Origin of the sequence: Streptomyces sp. C36 (assembly GCF_040932295.1) — a bacterium.
Taxonomy (GTDB): domain Bacteria; phylum Actinomycetota; class Actinomycetes; order Streptomycetales; family Streptomycetaceae; genus Streptomyces; species Streptomyces triculaminicus.
Genome location: NZ_JBFQGI010000008.1, coordinates 374,248 through 398,896, shown reverse-complemented (window position 1 = coordinate 398,896; position 24,649 = coordinate 374,248). Strand labels below are relative to the sequence as shown.

The 24,649-nt window shown below is 74.6% G+C and carries 18 protein-coding genes; 17 read left to right on the top strand and 1 reads right to left on the bottom strand.

What is annotated here, in order from left to right:
* Positions 1-431 precede the first annotated feature (431 nt).
* A complete protein-coding gene (locus tag AB4K12_RS25355) occupies positions 432-1,469 on the bottom strand; it encodes a DUF3533 domain-containing protein (RefSeq protein WP_368436432.1) in 1,038 nt (345 codons plus the stop codon).
* Positions 1,470-1,625: 156 nt separating this feature from the next.
* Between AB4K12_RS25355 and AB4K12_RS25350 the strand changes: the two genes are divergently transcribed.
* From AB4K12_RS25350 to AB4K12_RS25270, 17 genes are all read left to right on the top strand, one after another.
* A complete protein-coding gene (locus tag AB4K12_RS25350; protein ID WP_368436430.1) occupies positions 1,626-5,132 on the top strand; it encodes a DNA polymerase III subunit alpha in 3,507 nt (1,168 codons plus the stop codon).
* Complete coding sequence (locus tag AB4K12_RS25345) at positions 5,129-6,193, top strand: hypothetical protein (protein WP_368436428.1); 1,065 nt, start codon at positions 5,129-5,131, stop codon at positions 6,191-6,193. Before AB4K12_RS25350 ends, AB4K12_RS25345 begins: the two co-directional genes overlap by 4 nt.
* A gap of 211 nt (positions 6,194-6,404) precedes the next feature.
* The gene (locus tag AB4K12_RS25340; RefSeq protein WP_368436548.1) at positions 6,405-7,229 is read left to right on the top strand and encodes an esterase/lipase family protein; all 825 of its coding nucleotides are present in this window, start codon (positions 6,405-6,407) and stop codon (positions 7,227-7,229) included.
* A gap of 96 nt (positions 7,230-7,325) precedes the next feature.
* Positions 7,326-7,832 carry a DUF402 domain-containing protein gene (locus AB4K12_RS25335; protein ID WP_368436546.1) on the top strand — a complete coding sequence of 169 codons (507 nt, stop codon included), beginning with the start codon at positions 7,326-7,328 and terminating at the stop codon, positions 7,830-7,832.
* 12 nt (positions 7,833-7,844) lie between these two features.
* Complete coding sequence (locus AB4K12_RS25330) at positions 7,845-9,377, top strand: carboxyl transferase domain-containing protein (protein WP_368436426.1); 1,533 nt, start codon at positions 7,845-7,847, stop codon at positions 9,375-9,377.
* Between the two features lie 147 nt (positions 9,378-9,524).
* Positions 9,525-10,493 (top strand): FecCD family ABC transporter permease, encoded by a 969-nt coding sequence (locus AB4K12_RS25325; RefSeq protein ID WP_368436545.1) that lies wholly within the window; start codon positions 9,525-9,527, stop codon positions 10,491-10,493.
* Entirely contained in the window at positions 10,490-11,548 is a 1,059-nt protein-coding gene (locus AB4K12_RS25320) for a FecCD family ABC transporter permease (RefSeq protein WP_368436425.1), read from the top strand. Before AB4K12_RS25325 ends, AB4K12_RS25320 begins: the two co-directional genes overlap by 4 nt.
* Positions 11,545-12,369: an ABC transporter ATP-binding protein gene (locus tag AB4K12_RS25315; RefSeq protein WP_368436423.1), complete on the top strand. Its 825-nt coding sequence runs from the start codon at positions 11,545-11,547 to the stop codon at positions 12,367-12,369. The genes AB4K12_RS25320 and AB4K12_RS25315 overlap by 4 nt, the downstream gene beginning before the upstream one ends.
* A 39-nt stretch (positions 12,370-12,408) precedes the next feature.
* Positions 12,409-13,419, top strand: a complete 1,011-nt coding sequence (locus AB4K12_RS25310; protein WP_368436421.1) for an ABC transporter substrate-binding protein — start codon at positions 12,409-12,411, stop codon at positions 13,417-13,419.
* Positions 13,420-13,549: 130 nt separating this feature from the next.
* Positions 13,550-14,773, top strand: a complete 1,224-nt coding sequence (locus AB4K12_RS25305) for an acetyl-CoA carboxylase biotin carboxylase subunit family protein (RefSeq protein ID WP_368436419.1) — start codon at positions 13,550-13,552, stop codon at positions 14,771-14,773.
* Positions 14,770-16,524: an IucA/IucC family protein gene (locus AB4K12_RS25300; RefSeq protein ID WP_368436417.1), complete on the top strand. Its 1,755-nt coding sequence runs from the start codon at positions 14,770-14,772 to the stop codon at positions 16,522-16,524. Before AB4K12_RS25305 ends, AB4K12_RS25300 begins: the two co-directional genes overlap by 4 nt.
* Positions 16,521-17,720, top strand: coding sequence for an MFS transporter (locus AB4K12_RS25295; protein WP_368436415.1), 1,200 nt, complete (start codon positions 16,521-16,523; stop codon positions 17,718-17,720). Before AB4K12_RS25300 ends, AB4K12_RS25295 begins: the two co-directional genes overlap by 4 nt.
* A 1-nt stretch (position 17,721) precedes the next feature.
* Positions 17,722-19,485, top strand: coding sequence for an IucA/IucC family siderophore biosynthesis protein (locus tag AB4K12_RS25290; protein WP_368436413.1), 1,764 nt, complete (start codon positions 17,722-17,724; stop codon positions 19,483-19,485).
* Positions 19,482-20,666, top strand: a complete 1,185-nt coding sequence (locus AB4K12_RS25285) for a type III PLP-dependent enzyme (protein ID WP_368436411.1) — start codon at positions 19,482-19,484, stop codon at positions 20,664-20,666. The genes AB4K12_RS25290 and AB4K12_RS25285 overlap by 4 nt, the downstream gene beginning before the upstream one ends.
* Positions 20,667-20,852: 186 nt before the next feature.
* A complete protein-coding gene (gene asnB, locus AB4K12_RS25280) occupies positions 20,853-22,709 on the top strand; it encodes an asparagine synthase (glutamine-hydrolyzing) (RefSeq protein WP_368436409.1) in 1,857 nt (618 codons plus the stop codon).
* Positions 22,710-22,790: 81 nt separating this feature from the next.
* On the top strand, positions 22,791-23,165 hold the full coding sequence (locus AB4K12_RS25275; RefSeq protein ID WP_368436407.1) for a GntR family transcriptional regulator: 375 nt from the start codon (positions 22,791-22,793) through the stop codon (positions 23,163-23,165).
* Positions 23,166-23,248: 83 nt separating this feature from the next.
* Positions 23,249-24,640, top strand: a complete 1,392-nt coding sequence (locus AB4K12_RS25270; RefSeq protein ID WP_368436405.1) for a xylan 1,4-beta-xylosidase — start codon at positions 23,249-23,251, stop codon at positions 24,638-24,640.
* Positions 24,641-24,649: the final 9 nt, after the last annotated feature.

The window sequence follows — 24,649 nt, the reverse complement described above, 5'->3', positions numbered from 1 at the left end:
GTTGTGCATGAACGCACCCCGAACGAACACTTTCAGTCGCTGGTTGAAAACCCTGCGTAGCGCCGCCACGTGGCCGGATTCGATGTGAGGCAGGTCTCCTCGTGCGCCGCGCGATGCGGGGTAGGCCCGGCGGCATGTCCGACTTGGGGGAGAAGGTGGGGAATTAATGTTTCAGGGATATTGACCAGCGCGAATTCCTTGTAATCATTGATGGAATATCAAGCTCGCCTGTGAAAGCATGATTTATGGCGCGGTCGGGTCGCTGGTTCTCATGAGTCTCGCGTCGAGCGGGGACGCCCCGGCAGCCCGGCCGAAAAGAGGCTCGCCCGCCCCGCGCGCGGCCGTCGGAGCGTTTTCGGAACGTCGCAGCAATGGCCGAAGACCACTCAGACCGACTGTTCGGTCTGTCGTCGAGGGGCCCTTCGCCGCCGTCAGGCGGAGTCGGCGGGCCGACGGCGGGCCCGGCGGGCCGCGCCGATCAGCGTGACGGCCGCACCGCCCGCCGCCCAGGCGGAGAGCACCAGCAGCGGGCAGGTCAGCGCGTTGCCGTGGAAGTAGGCGAGGGAGCGGGCTGACCAGGTGCCCGCGCCCGGCGGCAGGGCCGGGCCGATGGCGCGCCAGAACGGGGGCAGCAGGGGGTAGGGGTACGCCCCGCCCGCGCTGGGGTTGCCCAGCACGACGACGACGGCGATCGCCAGCCCGATGCCCACGATCCCCGCGAGGCCCTGGAAGGCCAGGGTGAGGGCGCCGACGGCGAGGACCACCAGCGCGCCCAGCCCCCACAGCCCCAGGATGCCGGCCGGCAGCGCCCCCAGCACCGGGCCCGCGATCACGGCGCCGAGCAGGCCGGCGACGATCGCGTAGACGGCGATCGCCCCCAGCCGGATGACCGCCCGGTGGGGGTTGGCCGGGCGGGCGCCCGCGCTGACGGCGAGGATCGCGGCGCACAGGTAGCCGCCCACGCACCAGCCCACGACCAGGTAGAACGAGCTCAGCCCGCGGGCGTCGCCGACGGCCGCCGGGTTCACGTCGACGACCTTCAGGGTGCGCCCCTCGGCCTTCTCGGCGCGGGCGACGACCGCCTCGGTGGCCTGGGCGAGCGAGGCGCCGGAGCCGGTGGCGACCAGCAGGGTGTCCGTGTCGCCGCGCGGGTCGACGATCAGGGCCCCGTCGAGGTCGCGCTCGTCGATCAGCCGCCGCGCCTCCGCCCGGTCGTGGACCGCGCGCGGGTCGAGCGGGTCGCCGGGCAGCGCGGCCAGCTTGTCCACCAGGGAGCCGGTGATCTGCCGGGGGGCGACCACCCCGATCGGGATCTCCTTCGGCCTCGGACTGTGGAAGGCGCCGATATAGGAGATGACGAACGCGAGCTGCAGCACCAGCGCGCCGATCACCAGCAGCGCCGCCCGGCCCGTCACCGCCTCCCGGACCTCCTGCGCGAAGCGGGTGCCGCCGTCGGGGGTGCTGGCCATGCCTCGAGCCTGCGGGGTCCGGGGGGTCCGCGCAGGCGGTGGGAGCCGTTCGGGTGTGCCGTTCGCATTGATTCGTACGAACGTTCGAGAAGTGGTTTATGGTGGAGACACAGGGGCGGTTTTCGGCCAGGGGGTGAGCGAGCGGCAGGAGGTGCGATGGCGTCGTTCTCGAGGACACCGTCGTCCCCGGCGGCCTCCGCGTTCACCCACCTGCGCACCGCCTCGGGCTTCTCCACGCGGTACGGCGCCGCGCACCCCGAACGGCTGGCCGAGCGGGCCGCCGAACGCGGCATGGACGCGCTCGCCCTCACCGACCGCGACAGCCTGGCCGGCGCGGTCCGCTTCGCCAGGGCCGCCGCCGAAGCGGGGGTGCGTCCGCTGTTCGGCGTGGACCTGGCCGTCCGCGAGCCGCTGCCCGCCGACGGGCCCACGGTGCGCCACCGCACCCCCGCCCGCGGGGGCGCCTTCGTCGACGAGTCCGCGCCCCGCGCCGTCTTCCTCGCCCGGGCCGGCGCACCCGCCTGGGCCGCGCTGTGCGGCCTGGTGTCCGCCGCCCACGCCGGGGGCGCCGACCGGCCGGAGCTGGCCCGGGAGGACCTCGCGGCCGCCGCCGGCGGGGCCCGCGCCCCGCTGACCGTCCTGCTCGGACCGGACTCCGAGATCGGCCGCGCGCTGGCCGCGGGACGCCCCGACCGGGCCGAGCGGCTGCTGCCGCCCTGGCGGGAAATGTACGGTGACTCCCTGCGGCTGGAGGCCGTCTGGCACGGCCGCTCCGGCACCGGCCCCGGCTCCCTGCGGCTCGCCGCCCGTACCGTCGGCTTCGCCGCACGGCAGGGCGTACCCGCCGTGCTGACCAACGCCGTCCGCTACGCCGACCCCGGCCAGGGGCCCGTCGCCGACGTCCTGGACTCCGCCCGCCGCCTGGTGCCCGTCGACCGCCGCAGGCCCGAGGCCCTCGACGGCGGGGAGCGCTGGCTCAAGGACCCCGCCGCCATGGCCGCCGTCGCCGAGCGCGTCGTGGAGGCGGCCGGATTCCGTCGCACCGACGCCCGCCGGCTGCTGGCCGCGACCGAGGACACCGCCGCCGAGTGCCTGGTCGACCCCGAGGACGACCTGGGCCTGGGCTCCGTCCACTTCCCCGAGCCGCACCTGGTCGGGGCCGGCCGCCGCACCGCCGCGCGCGTGCTGCGCTCCCGCTGCGCCGCGGCCATGGTGCTGCGCGGCCACGACCGCGACCGCCGCTACTGGGACCGGCTGGAGGAGGAGCTGCGCATCATCGAACAGCGCGGCTTCCCCTCGTACTTCCTCACCGTCGCGCAGGTCGTCGACGACACCCGGGGCCTGGGCATCCGCGTCACCGCCCGGGGCTCCGGCGCCGGCTCCCTGGTCAACCACCTGCTGGGCATCGCCCACGCCGACCCCGTCGCGCACGGCCTGCTGATGGAGCGCTTCCTCTCCACCCGCCGCAAGGCGCTGCCCGACATCGACATCGACGTCGAGTCCGCGCGCCGCCTCGAGGTCTACCGCGCGATCTTCGACCGCTTCGGCGCGGAGCGGGTCGCGACCGTCTCCATGCCCGAGACCTACCGGATCCGGCACGCCGTGCGCGACGTGGGCGCGGCCCTCGGCATGGACCCGGCCGAGGTGGACGCCCTCGCCAAGGCCTTCCCGCACATCCGGGCCCGCGACGCCCGCGCGGCGCTCGCCGAACTGCCCGAGCTGCGCGGCGTCGCCACCGGGCCGCACGGCCTCGCCGCCACCCGGCTGTGGCAGCTGGTCGAGGCGCTGGACGGGCTGCCGCGCGGCATCGCCATGCACCCGTGCGGGGTGCTGCTCTCCGACGCCACCCTGCGCGGGCGCACCCCCGTCGTGCCGACCAGCGGCGAGGGCTTCGCGATGTCGCAGTTCGACAAGGACGACGTGGAGGAGCTGGGGCTGCTCAAGCTCGACGTGCTGGGCGTGCGGATGCAGTCCGCCATGGCGCACGCGGTGGGGGAGATCGAACGGGTCACCGGGCGCCGGATCGACCTCGACGACCCCGCGCAGGTGCCGCCGGGCGACAGGAGGACCTACGAGCTGATCCGCTCCGCCGAGACGCTCGGCTGCTTCCAGATCGAGTCGCCGGGCCAGCGCGACCTGGTCGGGCGGCTGCAGCCCTCGACCTTCCACGACCTCGTGGTCGACATCTCGCTCTTCCGGCCGGGGCCGGTCGCCGCCGACATGGTCCGCCCCTTCATCGAGGCCCGGCACGGCCGCGCCCCCGCCCGCTGTCCGCACCCCGACCTGGCCCCGGTGCTGAGCGAGACCTACGGCGTGGTCGTCTTCCACGAGCAGATCATCGAGATCCTGCGGATCATGACCGGCTGCGACCGGGGCTTCGCCGACGAGACCCGGCGCGCGCTGTCCGACTCCCGCCTGGTGGGCCGGGTGCGGGCCTGGTTCGCCGAGCGGGCGCGCGGGCGCGGCTACCCGACCGACGTCGTCCGCCGCACCTGGGAGATCGTCGAGGCGTTCGGTTCGTACGGCTTCTGCAAGGCGCACGCCGTGGCCTTCGCCGTGCCGACGTACCAGTCGGCCTGGCTCAAGGCCCACCATCCGGCGGCCTTCTACGCCGGGCTGCTCACCCACGACCCCGGCATGTACCCCAAGCGGCTGCTGCTCGCGGACGCCCGGCGGCGCGGGGTGCCGATCCTGCCGCTGGACGTGAACCGCTCGGGGGCCGCCTATTCGATCGAACTGATGTCCGGTGATGCGGTGGGTGAGAGGCGCTTCGGCATCCGCCTCGCCCTGCGCGAGGTGCGGGGCATCGGCGAGGCCGAGGCCCTGCGGATCGCCGACGGCCGCCCGTACACCTCGCTGACGGACCTGTGGCGGCGCGCCCGGCCCGCGCGTCCCGTCGCCGAACGGCTGGCGCGCGTCGGCGCGCTGGACGCCTTCGGCGCCAACCGCCGGGACCTGCTGCTGCACATCGCCGAGCTGCACGGACGGCGGGACGCCGAGGGCGCCGTCCAGCCGACGCTCGTCGACAGCGCCCGGGCCGAGCCGGTCGGCCTGCCCGACCTGGACGCGGACGAACGGCTCGGCGCCGAGCTGAAGGTGCTCGGCATGGACGCCTCGCGCCATCTGATGACCGACCACCGGGCGTTCCTGGCCGAGCTGGGGGCGATCCCGGCCTCGCGGCTGCGCGACGCGCGGCACGGCGAGACCGTCCTGGTCGCGGGCGCCAAGGCCGCCACCCAGACGCCGCCGGTCCGCTCCGGGCGGCGGGTCATCTTCACCACCTTCGACGACGGCACGGGCCTGGTCGACTGCGCCTTCTTCGACGACAGCCACGCGGCCTGCGCCCACACGGTCTTCCACTCCTGGCTGCTGCTCGTGCGCGGCGTGGTCCAGCGGCGGGGCCCGCGCAGCCTGAGCGTGGTGGGCGCGGCCGCGTGGGACCTCGCGGAGCTGGTGCGGCTGCGGGCCGAGGGCGGGCTGGGGGCGGTCGCGGCGGTCCTGGCCGCGCCCCCGGGCGCGCCCGCGCCCGCGGAGACCGGCCGCCGCATCCGGCTGTCCACCGGCTACGCCCTCCACCCGTGGGCGGACCTGCGGCCCGCCGGCGAGGGGGCGGCCACCGGGCGCAAGCTGTGGCACGCGAGTCCGGGGAGCGCGGGACGATGACCGAGCGCCGGCTGTCCCCGGTCCCGCCCCTTCCCGCGACCGGAAGCCCTTCCCCCGGACCCCCGGAGGAGGCGACCGTCCTCTATGCGCACTTCCACCCGGCGACCGGCGCCGCCCTCGACGAGGAGACCTACGACGGCCTGCTCGCGCTGCTCGCCGAGATCACACCCGTCGTCCAGGCCGTGCCGCCCGACGCCGCCCTCATGGACGTACGCGGCGCCGTCCGCTACTTCGGGCACGACCCGGCCGGGCTGGCGGAACTGCTCCGGGTGCGGACCCTCGCCCGCTACGGCGCCGACTGCACGGTCGGCATCGCCGGCAACCCGATGCTCGCGCGGATGGCCGCGCACGACGGCCCGCCCGGGGCGGTCCGCAGGCTCCCGGGCGAACCGGAGGCCGTGGCCGCGTTCCTGGCGCGCAAGCCGGCCGCCGCGCTGTACGGCGTGGGACCGGCCACCGCCCGGACCCTGTGCTCGTACGGGCTCGACAGCATCGGCCGGATCGCCGCCGCTCCGCCGGCCGCGCTCCAGCGCATCCTCGGCGCGGCCGCCGGGCGGCGGATCCACGAGCGGGCGCACGGCATCGACCCGACGCCCGTCACCCCGGACGCGCGGGCCCGCTCGATGGGCGCCGAACACCGCTTCGGCGGCGACGAACTGGACCCGGAGCGGCGGCGGCACGCGCTGCTGGCGCTCGCCGACGGGCTGGGCGCCCGGATGAGGGCGGGCGGCCAGGTCGCCCGTGGCCTGAAGCTCACCGTCCGGTACGCGGACGGCTCGACGAGCACCCGGTCGAGGACCTTCGCCGAACCCACCGCGCACACCCCCGAGCTGACCGCCGCGGCCTACGCGCTGCACGCGGCCCTCGCCCTGCAGCGGGCAAGGGTGCGGGCGGTGGCGCTGCGCGCCGAGGGGCTGTGCGAGGCGGGACGCACGGCGCACCAGCTGACGTTCGACCCGGCGGACGAGAAGGCGCGGCGCGTGGAGGCGGCGGTGGACCGGGCGCGGGCGCGCTTCGGCATGGCGGCGGTGGGGCCCGCGGCGACGCTGGACGTGGCGTAATCACGCCACCGTCGATTTCGGTGAATTTGCTTGACGCAAGCATGGAAATCGCCACACCCTACTCGCAAGTAAGTTAACGCCCTTTTAATGCGCCGGTAACACCCGTTGCCGGTGCTTTTCGGCATACCCAACCCCCCACCTGCAAGGAGTTCACGTGAAGCTGCGCCGCAGAAACTGGAAGTCGCTCCGTTCCGTATGCACCGCGCTGACCCTGGCCGTGGGTGCCGCCGTCGTGCCGACCGCCGCGACCGCCGCCCCGAGCGCGGAGCGCACGGTCACCAGTGGCTGGAACGACTACTCCTGCAAGCCCTCCGCGGCCCACCCGCGCCCCGTCGTCCTCGTCCACGGGACGCTCGAGAACTCCACCAGCAACTGGTGGGCGTTCGCGCCCTACCTGGTCAACCGCGGCTACTGCGTCTTCTCCTTCGACTACGGCAAGCTGCCCGGCATCCCCGCCTTCTACGGCCTCGGCCCCGTCGCCAAGTCGGCCGAGGAGCTGGCCGGCGACGTCGACAAGGTGCTGGCCGCCACCGGCGCCTCCAAGGTCGACATCGTGGGCCACTCGCAGGGCGGGATGATCCCCCGCCAGTACATGAAGTTCAACGGCGGCGCGAAGAAGGTCAACGCCCTGGTGGGCCTCGCCCCCAACAACCACGGCACGACCCTGTCCGGCATCACCAAGCTCCTGGACATCGTCCCCGGCGCGCGCGGCGTCATCAGCGCCACCGCCCCCGGCCTGACCGACCAGGTCGTCGGCTCGGACTTCATGAAGCGCCTCAACGAGGGCGGCGACACCGTGCCCGGCGTCCGGTACACCGTGATCGCGACCCGGTACGACGAGGTCGTCACGCCCTACGAGACCCAGTTCCTCTCCGGTCCGAACGTCCGCAACGTCACGGTCCAGGACCTCTGCCCGGTCGACATCTCGATGCACCTGACCGTCGGCACGATCGACCGCGTCGCCTTCCACGAGGCGGCCAACGCCCTCGACCCCGCCAACGCCACCCCGGCGAACTGCGCGTCGATGGTGAGCTAGCGGGGAACCGGCCGGACGGAAAATGAGTGGCTCCGCGCCGCGCGGCGGGAGAGGCTGCGGCCGTTGACCGACGACGAGGCGTGGAGCGGGGATTCGATGACGAGCGGGGCATTGACGGCGGGCGGAGCGGTGACGGTCCGTCTGGTGAAGGCGGGCCGGACCAAGGTGAGCTATCCCGCCGGGGTCGTGTACGACGACGGCACCCATGTCGTCGTCACGGCGCCGTGGGCGGGGGACGGCACCCGCGACTTCGGGTTCGTGCGCTTCGAGCACGGCGACGTCTTCACCGAGCACTACTGGCGCGACCGCTGGTACGCCGTCAAGGAGGTGCGCGACGCGGCCGGCGGGCTCAAGGGCTGGTACTGCGACGTCACCCGGCCCGCCCTCGCCTCGCGGGACGCGCTCGTCGTCGAGGACCTCGACCTGGACCTGTGGGTCTCGGCGGACGGGGGCACCGTCCTGCGCCTGGACGAGGACGAGTTCGCCGACAGCGGCCTGGCCGGGCGCGACCCGGCGGCCGCCGAGGCGGCGCTGCGGGCGCTGGACGAGCTGGAGGCGCTGGCCCGTTCGGACGGATTCGACGGTCTTCTCGCCCGGGCGTGACAGGGTGACGCCATGACCGATACCGGCAAGCGCACCTCCGCCCTCGACCTCGTCCTGGCCGTCGTCGACCCCGGCAGCTGGCGCTGCTGGGACGAGCCCGTCGCGCTGACCACCGACGATCCGGACTACCGCGCCGATCTGCTCGCCGCCCGGGAGCGGACCGGGCTGGACGAGTCGGTGATCACCGGCGAGGGAAGGGTGCACGGCCGCCGAGTGGCCCTGGTGGCCTGCGAGTTCCGCTTCCTGGCGGGGTCGATCGGCGTCGACGCGGGGGAGCGGCTGGTCCGGGCCGTGGAGCGGGCCACCGCCGAGGGGCTGCCGCTGCTGGCGGCGCCCGCCTCGGGCGGGACGCGGATGCAGGAGGGGACCATCGCCTTCCTGCAGATGGTGAAGGTGGCCGGCGCGATCACCGATCACAAGGACGCGGGCCTGCCCTACCTGGTGTACCTCCGCCACCCCACCACCGGCGGCGTGCTGGCCTCGTGGGGTTCGCTCGGTCATCTCACCGCCGCCGAACCGGGCGCCCTCATCGGCTTCCTGGGCCCGCGCGTGCACGAGGCGCTGTACGGCGAGGAGTTCCCGCCGGGCGTCCAGGTCGCCGAGAACCTGCTGGCGAACGGGCTGGTGGACGCGGTGCTGCCGGCCGGGCGGCTGGCGGAGGTGGCGGCGCGGGCGCTGTCGGTGCTGTGCGCGGACGGCGCCCGCGAGCGCCCGTCCGCCCCGCCCGCCGCCGATCCCGCGCCCGCCGCGTACGAGGACGCGCCGCCGGTGGAGGAGTCGATCCGCCGGTCGCGGCGGCCCGACCGGCCGGGCGTGCGCGAGTTCCTGGGCGCCGCCGCCACCGACGTCACGCTCCTCAGCGGGACGGGCGCGGGCGAGCGCGACCCCGGGCTGCTGCTCGCGCTCGCCCGCGTCGGCGGCACGGCCTGCGTGGTGCTCGGCCACGACCGGGGCAGCCACCCCGACCCGGCCGCCGGGCAGGCGCTGGGGCCCGCCGGGCTGCGGGCGGCCCGGCGCGGCATGCGGATCGCGGCCGGACTGGGCCTGCCGCTGCTCACCGTGGTGGACACGGCCGGCGCCGCGCTCTCCCGGGAGGCGGAGGAGGGCGGGCTGGCCGGCGAGATCGCCCGCTGCCTCGCCGACCTGGTGAACCTCCCCGCGCCCACCCTGTGCCTGCTGCTGGGGCAGGGGGCCGGCGGCGCGGCCCTCGCGCTGCTTCCGGCGGACCGGGTGGTGGCGGCCCGGCACGCGTGGCTCTCCCCGCTGCCGCCCGAGGGCGCCTCGGCGATCCTGCACCGCACGACGGACCGGGCGTACGAGATCGCGGCCCGCCAAGGGGTGCGCTCCGCCGACCTCTTGGCGAACGGAATCGTGGACCGCATCGTAGAGGAAGGACGGCCGGAGGACAGGACCTTCCTTACGGTTCTCGGGCGGGTGATCGGAGGGGACATGGCTGCTCTGACGGCGCGTGACCAGCGGGAGCGGCGCGCGGCGCGCCGGTCGCGCTATCGGCGCCTCGGCGGCGCGGGTGTTGTTCAACCCTAAAGAAAAGGGATCTTTAGGGGTATACGTTCGGAGAGAATTGACAAGGTTAGGTTTGCCTAACCTAAGGTCATCCTCGTGAACGTGACCGATGCCCCGCCGGACCGGGCGTCGCGGTCCGCCGCCGGGCTGCCCGCGACAACGCGCAGGCTGCTCCTCCTCGTTGGGGGAGCGGCCCTGCTCGTCGGCTGCGCGGCCCTCAGCCTCGCGGCGGGCTCCCGCTCCGTGCCCCTGGCCACGGTGTGGCACGCCCTGACCGACGGCGACCAGAGCCGCGACGGCCTTGTCGTCACCGGGCTGCGCGTGCCGCGCACGGTGATCGGCATCGTGGTGGGCGCCGCCCTCGGCGTCGCCGGCGCCCTCGCCCAGGGCATCACCCGCAACCCGCTCGCCTCGCCCGCCACCCTCGGCATCAACCACGGGGCCGGCTTCGCCGTGGTCGTCGCGAGCTACGCCCTGCACCTCACCCACCCCGCCCAGTACCTGCCCTTCGCCTTCGCCGGCGCCGCGCTCGCCACCCTCGCGGTCCTCTCCCTCGCCCGCCGCGCCGGCGACCTGGACCCCGTACGTCTCGCGCTCGGCGGCACCGTGCTGGACGCCGTGCTCATCTCCTGGACCTCCGCGGTGATGCTCACCAGCCACCGCACCCTGGACGAGGCCCGCTTCTGGCTGGCGGGCTCGCTCGCCGGACGGCAGACCGACATCCTGCTGCCCGTCGCCGTGCCGCTGGCCGTCGGCCTCGTCCTCGCCCTGGCCATCGCGCCCGCGCTCAACGCCCTCGCCCTCGGCGACGAGACCGCCCAGGCGCTCGGCGTCCCGGTCGCCAGGATCCGCGCCGCCGGGGGAGTGGCGGTCATCCTGCTCGCCGCCTCCTCCGTCGCGGTCGCGGGCCCGCTCTCCTTCGTCGGCCTCGCCGCCCCCCACCTCGTACGCAAGCTCGTCGGCGCCGACCACCGCTGGCTGATCCCCGGCTGCCTGATCGCGGGGCCGCTGCTGCTGCTCGCCGCGGACGTCCTCGGCCGCGTCGTGCTGCGCCCCGTGGAGCTGGAGGTCGGCATCGTGACCGCCCTGCTCGGCGCGCCGATGCTCGCCTTCCTCGCCCGGAAGGTGGCGCGATGACTCCCCTGACAACAGAGACGACCCCCCGCGCGGCGGGCGGCGCGCTCGCCCGGCAGCGCCGGCGGACCGCCCTGCTCGGCGCGGCCGCCACGGCCCTGCTCGTGACGCTGACGGCGATCGGGCTCGGCACCGGCGAGGTGTCGATCCCGCCCCTGGACGCCCTGCGCGGCCTGGTGGGCCTCGGCGACCCCGGGAACGTGATGCTCGTTCAGGAGCTGCGCGCGCCCCGGGTGCTCTCCGCCGTGGCGGCCGGGGCCGGACTGGCCGTCGCCGGCGCCATCCTGCAACGGGTCGCCCGCAACCCGCTCGCCTCGCCGGACGTCGTCGGCGTGACCGGCGGCGCCTCCCTGGCCGCCGTGGCCGTCATCGCCTCCGGCGCTCCGGCCGCGCTGATCTCGCCGGCCGCGCTCGGCGGCGGCCTGCTCGCGGCCGTGCTGCTCGGACTGCTGGCCTGGCGCGGCGGGTTCACCGTCTCCCGGCTCGTCCTCGTCGGCCTCGCCGTGCAGTCCGGCCTCGCCGCCGCCGTCAACCTCCTCATCGTCCGCTTCCCCGCCGAACTCGCCTCCTCCGCCCTCCAGTGGACCACCGGCTCGGTCTACGGACGGACCTGGACCGAGGTCGACGCCGGAGGAGCGGTGATCCTCGCCGGCATCGCCGCCGCCCTGCTCGGCCACCGCCAACTGTCCGTCCTCGACCTCGGCGACGACAGCGCGGGCGCGCTCGGCCTGTCCCCGGGGGCCGCCCGGCTGCGCCTGTTGCTCCTCGCCGTGGTGCTGGCCTCCGTCGCCGCCGCCCTCACCGGGCCCGTCGGTTTCGTGGCCCTGGCAGTACCGCACATCGTGCGGTTCCTGGCCGGGCCGGCCACCGCCGGCACGCTCGTGCTGACCGCGCTCGCCGGCGCCGTCCTGCTGCTGGGCGCCGACCTCGCCGTCCTGCACCTCCTGCCCGTCCACGGGCTGCCCGTCGGCGTCCTCACCGCGACGCTCGGGGCGCCCTGGCTGCTCGTACTGATGCTGCGCCACATGAAGCCCAACGCTGGGAGTGCCACCCGATGAGCGCGACGAACGCCAACCAGCTCGCGGCCCACGGCCTGACGCTCGGCTACGGCGGCACCGTCATCGTCGACGGAGTCGACCTGACCCTCCCCGGCGACGCCGTCACCGCCGTCGTCGGCCCCAACGCCTGCGGCAAGTCCACCCTGCTGCGCGGCCTGGCCCGGCTGCTCGCCCCCACGGCGGGCACCGTCACCCTCGACGGCGCCGACATCCACCGGATGTCCGCCCGCGCCCTGGCCCGCCGCATGGGACTGCTCCCGCAACAGGCCGTCGCCCCCGAGGGCATCACCGTCGAAGCGCTCGTACGCCTCGGCCGCTACCCCCACCAGCGCATGCTCACCCCCTGGTCCGCCGCCGACCAGGCGGCCGTCGAGGAGGCCCTGACCCGCACCGGCACCGACGCGCTGCGCGACCGGGCCGTGGACGAACTCTCCGGCGGCCAGCGCCAGCGCGCCTGGATCGCCCTCGCCCTCGCCCAGGACACCCCCCTGCTGCTCCTGGACGAGCCCACGACCTTCCTCGACCTGCGCCACCAGCTCGACGTGCTGGACCTGGTCGAGGAGCTCAACTCCGAGGCCGGACGGACCGTGGTGATGGTCCTGCACGACCTCGGCCAGGCCGCCCGCTACGCCGACCACCTGGTCGTCATGCGCGACGGCCGCCCGGCAGCGGCCGGGCCCCCGGCGGACGTCCTGACCGCCGAACTCGTCGAGGAGGTCTTCCGGGTTCCCTGCCGGGTCGTCCCCGACCCGGAGACCGGCACCCCCCTGGTCGTCCCCCGCGACCGTTCCCGCAGACGCGTGACGCCCGCGGCCTCCTGACCTCCCCCCACCCCAACCGCTCGAAGAAGGAACCCCGCCATGACCGTGCTCCGACCCGCCCCGAAGAGACTGCGCAGAGTGTCCGCGACACTGCTCGCTGTGATCGTCGGCAGCTCGGCGCTCGCCGCCTGCGGTGGCGACGACAAGAAGGAGGCCGAAGGCGCGAACAAGCCGGCCGCCTCCGACGCCGGCTTCCCGCGCTCGATCACCCACGCCATGGGCACCACCGAGATCAAGAAGAAGCCGCAGCGCGTCGTCGTCCTCGACACCGGCGAGCTGGACGACGTGACCATGCTCGGCGTCACGCCGGTCGGCGCGGTCTCCCCCCACATGAAGACCGAGGGCGGCTTCCCCTCGTACCTCGGCGACAAGACGAAGGACGCCAAGGACGTGGGCCCCATGGCGGAGCCCAACATCGAGCGCATCATGTCGCTCAAGCCCGACCTGATCCTGTCCTCCAAGGTCCGTCACGCCAAGGTCTACGACAAGCTCAAGGGCATCGCCCCCACCGTCTTCACCGAGACCACCGGCGCGCCCTGGAAGGACAACCTCAAGGTCCACGCCAAGGCGCTCGGCCTGGAGAAGGAAGCGGCCTCGGCCATGGACGCGTACGAGAAGCGCGCCAAGGCCCTGGGCGAGGAGATCAAGAAGAAGAACGACGGCAAGATGCCGACCGCCTCCGTCGTCCGCTTCGTCGCCGGCCCCACCCGCCTCTACCAGAAGCAGTCGTTCAGCGGCATCGTCCTGTCCGACATCGGCCTGCGCCGTCCCGAGTCGCAGGACGTCGACAAGCCCATGCTCGAGGTCTCCCCGGAGCAGATCGACAAGGCCGACGCCGACATGGTCTTCGTGACCGTCGCCGACGACCCCAAGAAGACCCAGCAGGACGCCGTTCAGGGCAACCCGCTCTGGAAGGGCCTGGGCGCCGTCAAGAACGACAAGGTCGTCCAGGTGCCCGACGAGACGTGGATGTCCGGCATCGGCGTCCAGGCCGCCGGCCACGTCCTCGACGACATCGCCAAGGCCGCCGGCGTCGACGCCCCCAAGTAGCCGGCCCGGGCGGCCGGCGCCCCACGGCCGCCCCGCACGACCCTCCTCCCCACCTCCTGTGCCGGGCCGCGTATGCGGCGCGGCCCGGCACAGGCGCCCCCGAACACCCCTGCCTCCGAAAGGTGCCCCTGTGCGGCTGCATCTTCTCGCGCTCAACCCGACCGACTCCGTCACCGAGGGCTATCTGCCCGCCGCCGCCCGCCTGGGCCTCGCGGTCACCCTCCTGACCGACCAGCCCGAGGCCCACCGGCGCGCCTACGCGCGTCATGTCGCCGACGGCGGCGAGGCCCTGCCCCGACTTGAGCTGGTGCACTGCGACGTACGCGACTTCCGCGAGGTCATAGGCCGCATCTCCGAGCTCGGCCGCCCCGACGCCGTCTTCACCAACAGCGACCACCTGCAGACCCAGGCGGCGCTGGCCGCCGACTACCTCGGCCTGCCCGGCAAGGACTGGAAGGCCGCCCACAACGCCAAGAACAAGGCGCAGCTGCGCCGGGCCCTGGCCGACTCGGGCCTGGACGCCGTGCGCTCCGTGGAGCTGCGCCCCGAGCAGGACGTCGCCGAACTCGCCGAAGCCGGCCTCCCCTTCCCGTGCGTGGTCAAGCCCCGCGAAGGCGTCGCCAGCGAGGACGTCGTCCTCGTCCGCGACGCCGCCGAACTGGCCGAACGCTGCCGGGAGATCCGTGCCCGCCGGCCGGAGACGGCCCTCGTCGTCGAGGAGTACCTGGACGGGGAGCTGCACACCCTGGAGACCCTCGGCGACGGCACCACCCTGCACCCCTACGCCGCCTTCCGCACCCGGCTCTCCCCGCTGCCGTACTTCATCGAGGAACGCCTCGACCTGCTGCCCGAACCGCCGCGGCCCCACAGCGAGCAGGTCCTCGCCCAGCTGAGGGCGCTGGGCATCGGGTTCGGCGTCTGCCACACCGAGTACGTCGTCCAGGGCGACCGCGCCCGCCTCATCGAGGTCAACTACCGCTCCATCGGCGACCAGTGCGACCTCGTCCTCGCCCCGCTGCTGGACATACCGCTCTTCGAACACATCCTGCGCACCCACCTCGGTGAGCCACTCCCGGCCGAACTCGGTGCGCGCACCGACGGCCGGGTACGTATGGAGTACGTGTGCGCCGAGCGCGGCGGCGTCCTCAAGGCCGCGCCCGGCGCGAGCGAGACCGAGCGCGACGGGGTCCGGCTGGTCTACCGGCCGCTGCGCGAGCTCGGCGAGGAGCACCCGCATTACCGCACGAACCGCGACTACCTGGGGGTGTTGCGGGCGACCGGTACCGACCAGGACCGGATCGACCGTGCCGTCGCGGAATTCCTGGCCGCCCGGCGATGGGAGATCGTCTCATGAGCGCGGCCGAGACGACCGCACCGGCGCGCGACGCGCTGGAGGAGGAGCTCCTCGGCAGGGTGCTCAGCACCCTGCTGCGCGAGGACGCCTACCAGCTGCGCTCCAAGGCGGTCGCCGAGAGGCGTCCCGACGGCGACTGGCTCCGGCTCCCCGTCACGGGGGAAACGTTGCTGCTCCCGGTCGGGCCCGAGGGCTTCCAGTGCGAGGTCCGGGCCCGCGACGCCGTCCTGGAGACCGCCGAGGGGCCGGTGCGGGGCCTGCGCCCCGCCCTCGCCCGGCTGCGCGCGGCCGCCGCCCCCGAGGACCGGCCCGGCTTCGACGCCTTCCTCGCCGAGTGCGACGAGGCGCTCGCCGCGCTCCGCCTGCACGGCCGGGTGCGCGACGACGTCGTGCGGCGGCTGGCCGACGCCTACGGACACTCCACCGCCGCGTGGACCGGGCTGCGCGGCTCGCTCGCCTTCGACACCCTGGCCGCCTTCCGCGACCATCCCGTCTACCCCACCGGACGCGCCCGCTCGGGCCTGACCGAGCGCGAACTACGCGCGTACGCCCCCGAGTTCCACCCCTCCTTCGCCCTGCGCTGGCTCGCCCTGCCGCATACCGCCGTCACCGGCGACCGGGCCGGACTGCCCGACTGGTGGCCCACCCCCGCGGCGCTGGGCCTGCCGCACCTGGACGCCACCCACCTGGCGCTGCCCGTCCACCCGCTGACCGCCGGCGCCCCGCTCGCCGAGGCGCTCGCCGCCACCGGCCTCGCCGGCTCCGCCCACCTCGCCGACAAACCCCTGCTGGAGGTGACCCCGACCCTGTCCATGCGGACCGTCGCCGTCGCCGACGACCCCACCACCCACCTCAAGCTCCCGCTGGCCACCGCCACCCTGGGCCTGCGCAACCGGCGCACCATCCAGCCCGGCACCCTCCTGGACGGCGAGGTCGGCCAGCGGCTGCTCGAGGAGATCGTCGCGGCCGAGCCGCGCTTCGCCGGCGCCGTGCTCGTCGCCGACGAACGCACCCACCTCGGCGCCGGCCACGAACTCCTGGCCACCCTGGTCCGCCGCTACCCGGACGGGCTCGCCGGCGCCCACGTCGTCACCGTCGCCGGGCTGCTCGCCCGCACCCCCGACGGACGCCTGGTGGCCGACGCGCTCGCCGACCGGTACTACGGCGGATCGCTCGTCGCCCTGGTCGACGCCTATCTGACGCTGCTGCTGGACTGGCACACCACCCTCTTCTCGTACGGCATCGCCCTCGAGTCCCACCAGCAGAACACCTCCGTCGTCCTCGACGAGATCGACGGCCGCCCCCGGATGCGGCTGCTGCTCAAGGACAACGACGGGCCGCGCGTGCACTCCGTCCGGCTCGCCGCCCGCCTGGGCGGCGAGGCCGCCGACCTGCTGGGCTTCGACGACCGGCGCATCCTCGTGGCCGGCGACGGCCCCGTCGCCGACGTCTTCGCCACCATCACCGTCCACCTGTGCGCCGGCGCCCTGGCCTTCGAACTCGCCCGCCTGGGCCGGGGAAGCCTCGAGCAGTGGCTACGACAGCTGCGCGAGCGGCTCGCCCAGGCCGTGGGGCGGATCGCGCCCGGCCCCGCCGCCGTGCTGCGCGCCCGGGTCCTGGACGCCGACCGGCTCCCGGTCAAGGCCATGATCACCGCGGGCACCCTGCTCACCAAGGAACGCTCCGGCGCCGCCGACATCAACAAGCACTACGTCGACGGCCCCAACTACCTGCGCGGGGCCCCGCGGTGACCGCCGTCCTGGAGCGCACCGGGACACGGGCGCCCGCCGGCCTGCGCACCCGGCAGATCCACGCGGTGGCGGCCTGCTACTTCGTCGCCTCCTTCGCGGCGCTGGGCCTGCCCCCCTACCTCACGGCGATCCTGCCCTCGCTCGGCGACACCGAGGCCCGCTGGGCCGGGCTCCTCTACATCGTGCCGACCGTCTTCGGTGCCCTCGGCGCCCCCCTGTGGGGGCGGCTCGCCGACCGCTACGGCCGCAAACGGCTGCTGCTGCGCGCCCAGCTGGGCCTCGCCGTCTCCTTCCTCCTCGCCGGATGGGCGGACAGCCTGCCCGCCTTCACCGCCGCCCTCGTCCTGCAGGGCGTCCTCGGCGGCACCTTCGCCGCCTCCAACGGCTACCTCGCGGCCGCCCTCGACGGGCACCGCCTGTCCTGGGCGCTGACCCTGATGCAGGGCGCCGCCCGGCTCGCGCTCGTCGCCGCGCCGATCGTGGTCGGCTCGCTCTCCCCGTGGGTCTCCCCGCACCGCCAGTACGCCCTGCTCGCCGTGCTGCCGCTGGCCGCCGCCCTGATGCTGGCCGCACTCCCCGAGCCGCCGCGCCCCGCGCCGCCGGCGGCCGGGACGCCGGCCGCCGGCGAGGCGGAGGTCCCGGCCGCCCGTTCGCCCCGCGCCCTGTACGCCCTCGAGTTCGCCTTCGTCCTGGCCACCGTCATCTCCTACCCGTACCTGATCACCCTGGTCGAGCAGCGGCTGCCCGGCCTCGGGCCCTTCGCGAGCGGCGTCCTCTTCGCTCTGCCGCACATGTGCTACCCGCTGCTGGCCAGGCCCGTGCACACCGCCGTCGCCCACCGCCCGCTGCTCGGCGCGGTCAGCGGCTTCGCCCTGGTGGCCGTGGCCCTCGCCGGGCACTGGGGCGCCGGCACCGTGCTCTCCTTCGTCGCCCTGCGGCTGCTGCTCGGCGCCGGGATGACCCTCGGCCTGGTGAGCCTGTCCGCGCTCGCCGCCGACGCCTGCCGCGGCCGCGGGCCCGGCCGGATGTTCGGCACCTTGGAGTTCATATCCAAGGCCGGGGCCGTCGTCGCGGGGGCGGTGGCCGCCGTCTCCAACGACGTCTGGGGCCCGGCCGCACCCATCGTCGCGGGATCCGCCGTCGCCGCCCTGACGGCGCTCGTCAGCACGCCAACCCTCCTCCGCTGGAGTCGCTGAAATGTCCTCCTCCGCTTCCTCCGCCGCCTCCCTGCGCCCGAGCCCCCCGGCGCCCGACGGCCTCCCCGGCGCCGACCACGTGGTCGCCCACACGCTCCTGAACTGCCTGCTGCGCGAGGTCTCCGGCCCCGAGCACCAGACCGCCGTCACCGACGGACACCTGCTGCTGCGACTGCCCCGCGGCGGGGCCCTGCTGCGGGTCCGGCTACGCCGCGCCTCCCTGATCGGCGCCCACCGCTTCACCGGCCCGGTCACCGAGGAACGCGACGGCGTCTGGGAAGAGCTTCCCTGGCGCACCCTGGCCGCGTACATCCACCACGAGCTGGAACTGCGCACCGGCGTCCGCAACGACGAGTTCCTCGGCCAGGTCGCCGCCGGCCACGCGGGCGTGAGCGCGGCCCTCGAGGCCTGGCGCCCGGCCGCCGGCGACCTCACCCCGGCCGGGCGCTACCTCGACTCCGAGCAGTCCCTGCTCTTCGGCCACCGCTTCCACCCCACCCCCAAGGCACGCACCGGCTCCCCGGAGGACTGGGCCCGCTACGCCCCCGAGGCCCGCGCCTGCTTCCCCCTGCGCCACCTGGCCGTACGCCGCGCGCTCGTCCGCGAGGAGGCGGCCCGCCCGGGCGCCCTCGCCGCGCTCGACCGGCAGGGGAGCGTGCCCGAGGGCTACGTCCTGCTGCCCGCGCACCCCTGGCAGTACGCCATGCTCGAGGACCACCCCGCGCTGCGGGCGGCCAGGGAGCGCGGCGACGTCCTCGACCTCGGTGAGCGCGGCGCGGACTTCGCGCCCACCGCGTCGGTGCGCACGCTCTACGACGGCCGGGACTTCCTGAAGTTCAGCCTCAACATCCGCATCACCAACTGCCTGCGCAAGAACGCCGAGTACGAGCTGACCGGCGCCGTCGCCCTGACCCGCCTGCTGGAGCCGGTGGCCGGCGACCTGGCCGCCCGCTTCCCCGGCGCCGGCCTGCTGCGCGAACCCGGCTACCGCACCCTGGACCTCGGCAGCCGCGAGCTCGCGGAGGGCTTCGGCGTCATCGTCCGCGAGGGCCTCGACGCCCGCCTCGCGCCCGGCCTGACCGCCCTGCTGGCCGGGGCCGTCGCCGACGAGTACCCCACCACCGGCGCCCAGGTCGCCCGGCTGCTCGCGGGCACCGGACCCGACGCCGCGCTCACCTGGTGGGACGACTACCTGTGGCTGCTCGTCCCCCCGGTGCTGGCCGCCTACTTCGACCACGGCGTCGTCCTCGAGCCCCACCTGCAGAACGTCGTCGTCGGCGTCGACGACGACGGCATGCCCCGCCAGGTCCTGCTGCGCGACCTGGAGGGCACCAAGCTGCTCGCCGAGCACCACGGGGCCGCCCTCGCGGAGCTCGCCCCCGAGGTGGCCCGCCCGATGACGTACGACCGCGAGCGCGGCTGGGACCGCGTCGTGTACTGCCTGCTGGTCAACCACCTCGCCGAGGTGCTCGCCGCCCTCGCCGACCGCCACCCCCAGCTCGAGCCCGAACTGTGGTCCGCCGTACGCCGGGTGCTGGCCCGGCGCGCGGAGGCGCACGGCAACCCGCCGCTGCTGCGGGCCCTGGTCGCCGGCGTGCCGCTGCCCGCCAAGGCCAATCTGCTCACCCGCTGGGAGCGCAAGGCCGACCGGCACGCCGGGTACGTCCGCATCGGCTCGCCCCTGGTCTCGGACCTGCTGTCGGTGGCTCGCGGCGGTCAAGGCTCGACGGAATCCCGCACCGAACCCTGGAGCGCCACCCAGTGATCACCCCCCGAGCCGCCGCCCACGCCGAACGCCTGCCGGCCGGCGAACTGCCCGCCTACCTCTACGACCTCGCGGCCCTCGACGAGCACGCCGAGCGGGTACGGGCCGCGCTGCCACCGGACGTGGAGCTGTACTACGCGGCCAAGGCCAACCCCGCCCCCGAGATCCTGCGGGCCCTCGCCCCGCACGTCGACGGGTACGAGGTCTCCTCCGGCGGCGAACTGGCACACGTCCGCCGGGCCGTGCCCGGCCTCCCGCTCGCCTTCGGCGGGCCCGGCAAGACCGAGGAGGAGCTGCGGCTCGCCCTCGACCTGGGCGTCGAGCGCCTGCACGTGGAGAGCGAGAACGAGCTGCGGCTGCTGGCCCGGCTGGCCGGCGAGCGGCCCGGCCGGGCGCCCGTGGACGTCCTGCTGCGCGTCAACCTCCCCGTGGGGGACGGCGATCTGGGCGGCGCGGCGCTCGCCATGGGCGGCAGGCCCAGCCCCTTCGGCCTCGACCCGCGCCGCGCCGAGGCCTGTGTCCCCTCGCTGGGCCCCGGGCTGCGGCTGCGCGGCGTCCACGCCCACCTCGCCAGCGGCCTCGACGCGCCCGCGCAGCTGGCCCTCGCGGCCCGGATCACCGCCTGGGCGCGGGAGTTCGGCGACCGGCACGGCCTGGGCTCGATGGAGGTCAACGTCGGTGGCGGCATGGCCGTCGACTACGCGAGGCCGCACACCCGCTTCGACTGGGCCGGCTACGGGCAGGGGCTCGGCACCCTCGGCGAGCGGTACCCGGACGTCACCCTGCGCATCGAGCCCGGCCGGTCGATGACCGTCCACGCGGGCTGGTACGTCACCGAGGTCCTGGACGTCAAGCACAGCCACGGCGAGGCCTTCGCGGTGCTGCGCGGCGGCACCCACCACCTGCGCACCCCCGCCGCCAAGGGCCACGACCAACCCTTCACGGTGCTGCCCGTCCAGGACTGGGACCTCCCCTGGCCGCGCCCTGCGGCCCTGGACGAGCCGGTGACCCTCAGCGGACAGCTGTGCACGCCCAAGGACACCCTCGCCGCCCGGGTGCCGGTGGCGGAGCTGCGGGTGGGGGACCGGGTGGCGTTCTCCATGGCCGGCGCGTACGCCTGGAACATCTCGCACCACGAGTTCCTGATGCATCCGGCCCCGTCCTTCCACTTCCTGTCCTGAGCAGGCCGTCGTACCCTCCCGGGGCCGCCCGCCGTCGCCCCGCCGCCCACCAGCCGGTTCCCGGCCGTTTCGGCGACCGTAGATGGTGGATGCATCTATGTGGGCGTAGCGTCGTCCGACACGGTCCGCCGCACCCGCGGCGGGCCGTGCCCACGGGGGACCGTCTACCGAGAGGGGACACCGCCCATGTGCGGAATCACCGGCTGGATCTCCTACGACCAGGACCTCACCACCGCCCGCGGCACGCTGGAGGCGATGACCGCCACCATGGCCTGCCGCGGGCCCGACGCCGGCGGCGTCTGGCTGGACACCCACGCCGCCCTGGGCCACCGCCGGCTGGCCGTCATCGACGTCGAGGGCGGCCGCCAGCCCATGCTCGCCGAACACGGCGGCCGCACCCCGCTCGCCCTCACCTACAGCGGCGAGGTCTACAACTACCGTGAACTGCGCGCCGAACTGCGCTCCCACGGCCACGCCTTCCGCACCGACAGCGACACCGAGGTCGTGCTGCGCGCCTACCTCCAGTGGGGCGAGGCCTTCACCGAACACCTCAACGGCATGTACGCCTTCGCCCTGTGGGATCCGCGCACCGAGGAACTCCTGCTGGTCCGCGACCGCATGGGCATCAAGCCGCTGTACTACCACCCCACCGCCGACGGCGTGCTCTTCGGCTCCGAGCCCAAGGCGATCCTCGCCCACCCCGCCGTGCGCCCCGCCGTCGACGCCGAGGGCCTCGCCGAGCTGATGGCCTTCACCAAGACCCCCGGCCACGCCGTCTACAAGGGCATGCGCGAGCTGCGCCCCGGCCACATCGCGCGCGTGCGCCGCGAAGGCCTGATCTTACGCCGCTACTGGGCCCTCGAGGCCGACGAGCACACCGACGACCTCCCCACCACCGTCTCCCGCATCCGCGAACTGCTCGAGGACATCGTCGCCCGCCAGCTCGTCGCCGACGTGCCCCTGTGCACCCTGCTCTCCGGCGGACTCGACTCCTCCGTCATCACCGCGCTGGCCGCCAAGGGCCTGGCCGGCGCCGGACGCGGACCGGTGCGCTCGTTCTCCGTCGACTTCACCGGCCACACCGAGAACTTCCGGGCCGACGCCCTGCGGCCCACCCCCGACGGCCCCTACGCCCACGCCCTCGCCGAGCATGTGCGCTCCGACCACAGCGACATCGTGCTCGACACCGCGGACCTCGCCGACCCCGCCCACCGCGACGCCGTGCTGACCGCCCGCGACCTGCCCGTCGCCGGCTTCGGCGACGGCGACACCTCGCTCTACCTCCTCTTCAAGGCCATACGTCAACAGTCCACCGTCGCGCTGTCCGGGGAGTCGGCCGACGAGGTCTTCGGCGGCTACGCGTGGTTCCACAACCCCGAGCACGTGGCCGCCGACACCTTCCCCTGGATCGCCGCCCGCGTCGCCGACCACTTCTCCGGAGAGGGCAGCGGGGGCCGCACCGGGCTCCTGGACCGAGGACTTCTGGCCAAACTCGACCTGCCCGGCTACACCGACGCCGGCTACCGCCAGGCCCTCGCCGACGTCCCCCGCCTGCCCGGCGAGAGCGGGCGGCAGAAGCGGATGCGCGAGATCAGCCACCTGCACCTGACCCGGTTCGTACAGATGCTGCTCGACCGCAAGGACCGGGCCAGCATGGCCACCGGCCTCGAGGTGCGGGTGCCCTTCTGCGACCACCGCCTGGTCTCCTACGTCTTCAACACCCCCTGGGCGATGAAGACCTTCGACGGCCGCGAGAAGTCCCTGCTGCGCGCCGCCACCCGCGACCTGCTCCCCGCCGCCGTCGCCGACCGGGTCAAGAGCCCCTACCCCAGCACCCAGGACCCCCGCTACGCGGCCGCCCTGCGCGCCGAACTCGGCCGGGTGCTCGCCGACCCCGGCGCCCCCGTGCACCCCCTGCTCGACACCGCCGCCGTCTCCGACGCGCTCTCCGGGGACGCCGGAGAGTCCTTCCGCGCCGCCACCGAAGTGGCCCTCGGCCTCAATACCTGGCTCGCCTCCCACGGCGTCCGGCTGGAGCTCTGAAACCCAGCGGGCCTGCGGGCACGGTGGGCACGCCTGGCGCACAATGGACGGCACACCGCCCGCCCAGCCAGGAGTCCCACCGTGGCCTTGCAGATGACCGTCGACCCGGACGCCGCCGAGCCCCCCTTCGAGCAGATCCGCGCCCGCATCGCCGAGCGCGCACGCTCCGGCGCCCTCCCGGTCGGCTACAAACTGCCGACCGTACGCGGCTTCGCCGAGGAACTGGGCCTGGCCGCCAACACCGTGGCCAAGGCCTACCGCGCACTCGAGGCGGACGGTGTGATCGAGACCCGCGGCCGCAACGGCACGTTCATCGCCGCCCGCGGCGACACCGCCGAGCGCGAGGCCGCGGCGGCCGCCGCCGCGTTCGCCCAGCGGGCACACCGCCTGGGCCTGGACCAGGAGGCGGCCCTGGCCGCCGCCCGGGAGGCGCTGCGGGCGGTCTACGAGCCCTGAGCCCCACGGGCGAAAGACCCTTCGACGTCCCGCCTGCCGTGAAGGCACCGCACGTCCGTTCCGCCCCGGTTACCCTTTCCGTGATGGGACGTCATGGTGGATCTCGGACGTCGCCGCGGGCGACGTCGTGGCGGTCGTGGACGCCGCGGGCACGGCTCGTCGTCCTGCTCACGACCGCGTTCGCCGCCCTGCTGGCGGTGGTCGCCGTGAGCCTCGCGGTACGCCCCGGCGGGACCGGGGACGCCGGGGGCCGCGTCGGCGGGGCCGCCGCCGACATCGGCTGGGGCTTCACCCACACCCAGTACAGCGCCGATCTCGGCCAGGACCCCGCCCGCCGCACCGCCGCACGCACCCTCTCCGGCGACCGGCTGCCCCAGAACCAGCACATCATGGGCTGGGGCGTCGACAACCCCGAGCCCAGAAAAGGGCGTTACAACTTCTCCGACCTCGACCGGCGCGTCGCGCTCATGCGCGCGACCGGCACCACCCCCGTCCTCACCCTGTGCTGCGCCCCCGACTGGATGAAGGGCGGCGACGAGCACACCGACTGGTCCCAGAAGTCCCTGGAGAAGGCCCCCGACCGGGCGCACTACAAGGACTTCGCCAAGCTCGCCGGCGTCATCGCCAAGCGCTATCCCGACGTCCGGCACTTCATCGTCTGGAACGAGTTCAAGGGCTTCTACGACGAATCCAGGAAGCGCTGGGACTACGAGGGCTACACCGAGCTGTACAACCTCGTCTACAAGGAAGTGAAGAAGAGGAACAAGCACGCCCTCGTCGGCGGGCCGTACGTCGTCATGGACAGCGAGGCCCCCGGAGCCGACTCCAACGCCTCCCGGGTGAGCGGCCCCTGGGGCGCGGTGGACCAGCGGGCCGTCGACGCGGTGGAGTACTGGGACGAGCACAAGGAGGGGGCGGACTTCGTCGTCGTGGACGGCGCCAGCTACACCCGTACGGGCAGCAGGACCGTGCCCGACGAGTTCCGGGCCACGGCCAAGTTCACCGACGTCAGCGCCTGGCTGAGCCGCACCACCGGGCTTCCGGTGTGGTGGGCCGAGTGGTACGTCGAGCCCGCCGACGAGCACGACAACCGCCGCATGTGGAACGAGACCCACCGCGTGGCCGTGCAGGCCAGCGCCCTGATGCGGCTGGCCGAGGCGGGCGTGGCGGGCGCCTTCTACTGGAACCCCGAGGAACAGGGCGCCGACTGCCCCGGCTGCCTGTGGCGCAGCACCGAACTGGGCGACGGAGGAGGGCAGCTGCCGATGCTGGACCTGCTCACCCGCTTCGCCAAGGCCTTCCCGCCCGGCACCCGGCTGCGGGAGGTGGACGTGGGCGGCGAGGACCGCGCTCAGGTCCAGGTGCTCGGCTCCGCCGGCGCGGTGCTGGCCGTCAACACCCAGGACCACGCCGTCACCGCCCGCATCGACGGCCGCGAGGTCCGGCTAGGGCCGTACGAGACCCGCTGGCTGTGAGGCCGGCGG

What these genes read in the sequence shown, in the direction of transcription:
- AB4K12_RS25355 (WP_368436432.1), bottom strand. Translation starts at nt 1,469, where the DNA reads ATGGCCAGCACCCCCGACGGCGGCACCCGCTTCGCGCAGGAGGTCCGG.
- AB4K12_RS25350 (WP_368436430.1), top strand. Translation starts at nt 1,626, where the DNA reads ATGGCGTCGTTCTCGAGGACACCGTCGTCCCCGGCGGCCTCCGCGTTC.
- AB4K12_RS25345 (WP_368436428.1), top strand. Translation starts at nt 5,129, where the DNA reads ATGACCGAGCGCCGGCTGTCCCCGGTCCCGCCCCTTCCCGCGACCGGA.
- AB4K12_RS25335 (WP_368436546.1), top strand. Translation starts at nt 7,326, where the DNA reads ATGACGAGCGGGGCATTGACGGCGGGCGGAGCGGTGACGGTCCGTCTG.
- AB4K12_RS25330 (WP_368436426.1), top strand. Translation starts at nt 7,845, where the DNA reads ATGACCGATACCGGCAAGCGCACCTCCGCCCTCGACCTCGTCCTGGCC.
- AB4K12_RS25320 (WP_368436425.1), top strand. Translation starts at nt 10,490, where the DNA reads ATGACTCCCCTGACAACAGAGACGACCCCCCGCGCGGCGGGCGGCGCG.
- AB4K12_RS25315 (WP_368436423.1), top strand. Translation starts at nt 11,545, where the DNA reads ATGAGCGCGACGAACGCCAACCAGCTCGCGGCCCACGGCCTGACGCTC.
- AB4K12_RS25310 (WP_368436421.1), top strand. Translation starts at nt 12,409, where the DNA reads ATGACCGTGCTCCGACCCGCCCCGAAGAGACTGCGCAGAGTGTCCGCG.
- AB4K12_RS25300 (WP_368436417.1), top strand. Translation starts at nt 14,770, where the DNA reads ATGAGCGCGGCCGAGACGACCGCACCGGCGCGCGACGCGCTGGAGGAG.
- AB4K12_RS25290 (WP_368436413.1), top strand. Translation starts at nt 17,722, where the DNA reads ATGTCCTCCTCCGCTTCCTCCGCCGCCTCCCTGCGCCCGAGCCCCCCG.
- asnB (WP_368436409.1), top strand. Translation starts at nt 20,853, where the DNA reads ATGTGCGGAATCACCGGCTGGATCTCCTACGACCAGGACCTCACCACC.
- AB4K12_RS25270 (WP_368436405.1), top strand. Translation starts at nt 23,249, where the DNA reads ATGGGACGTCATGGTGGATCTCGGACGTCGCCGCGGGCGACGTCGTGG.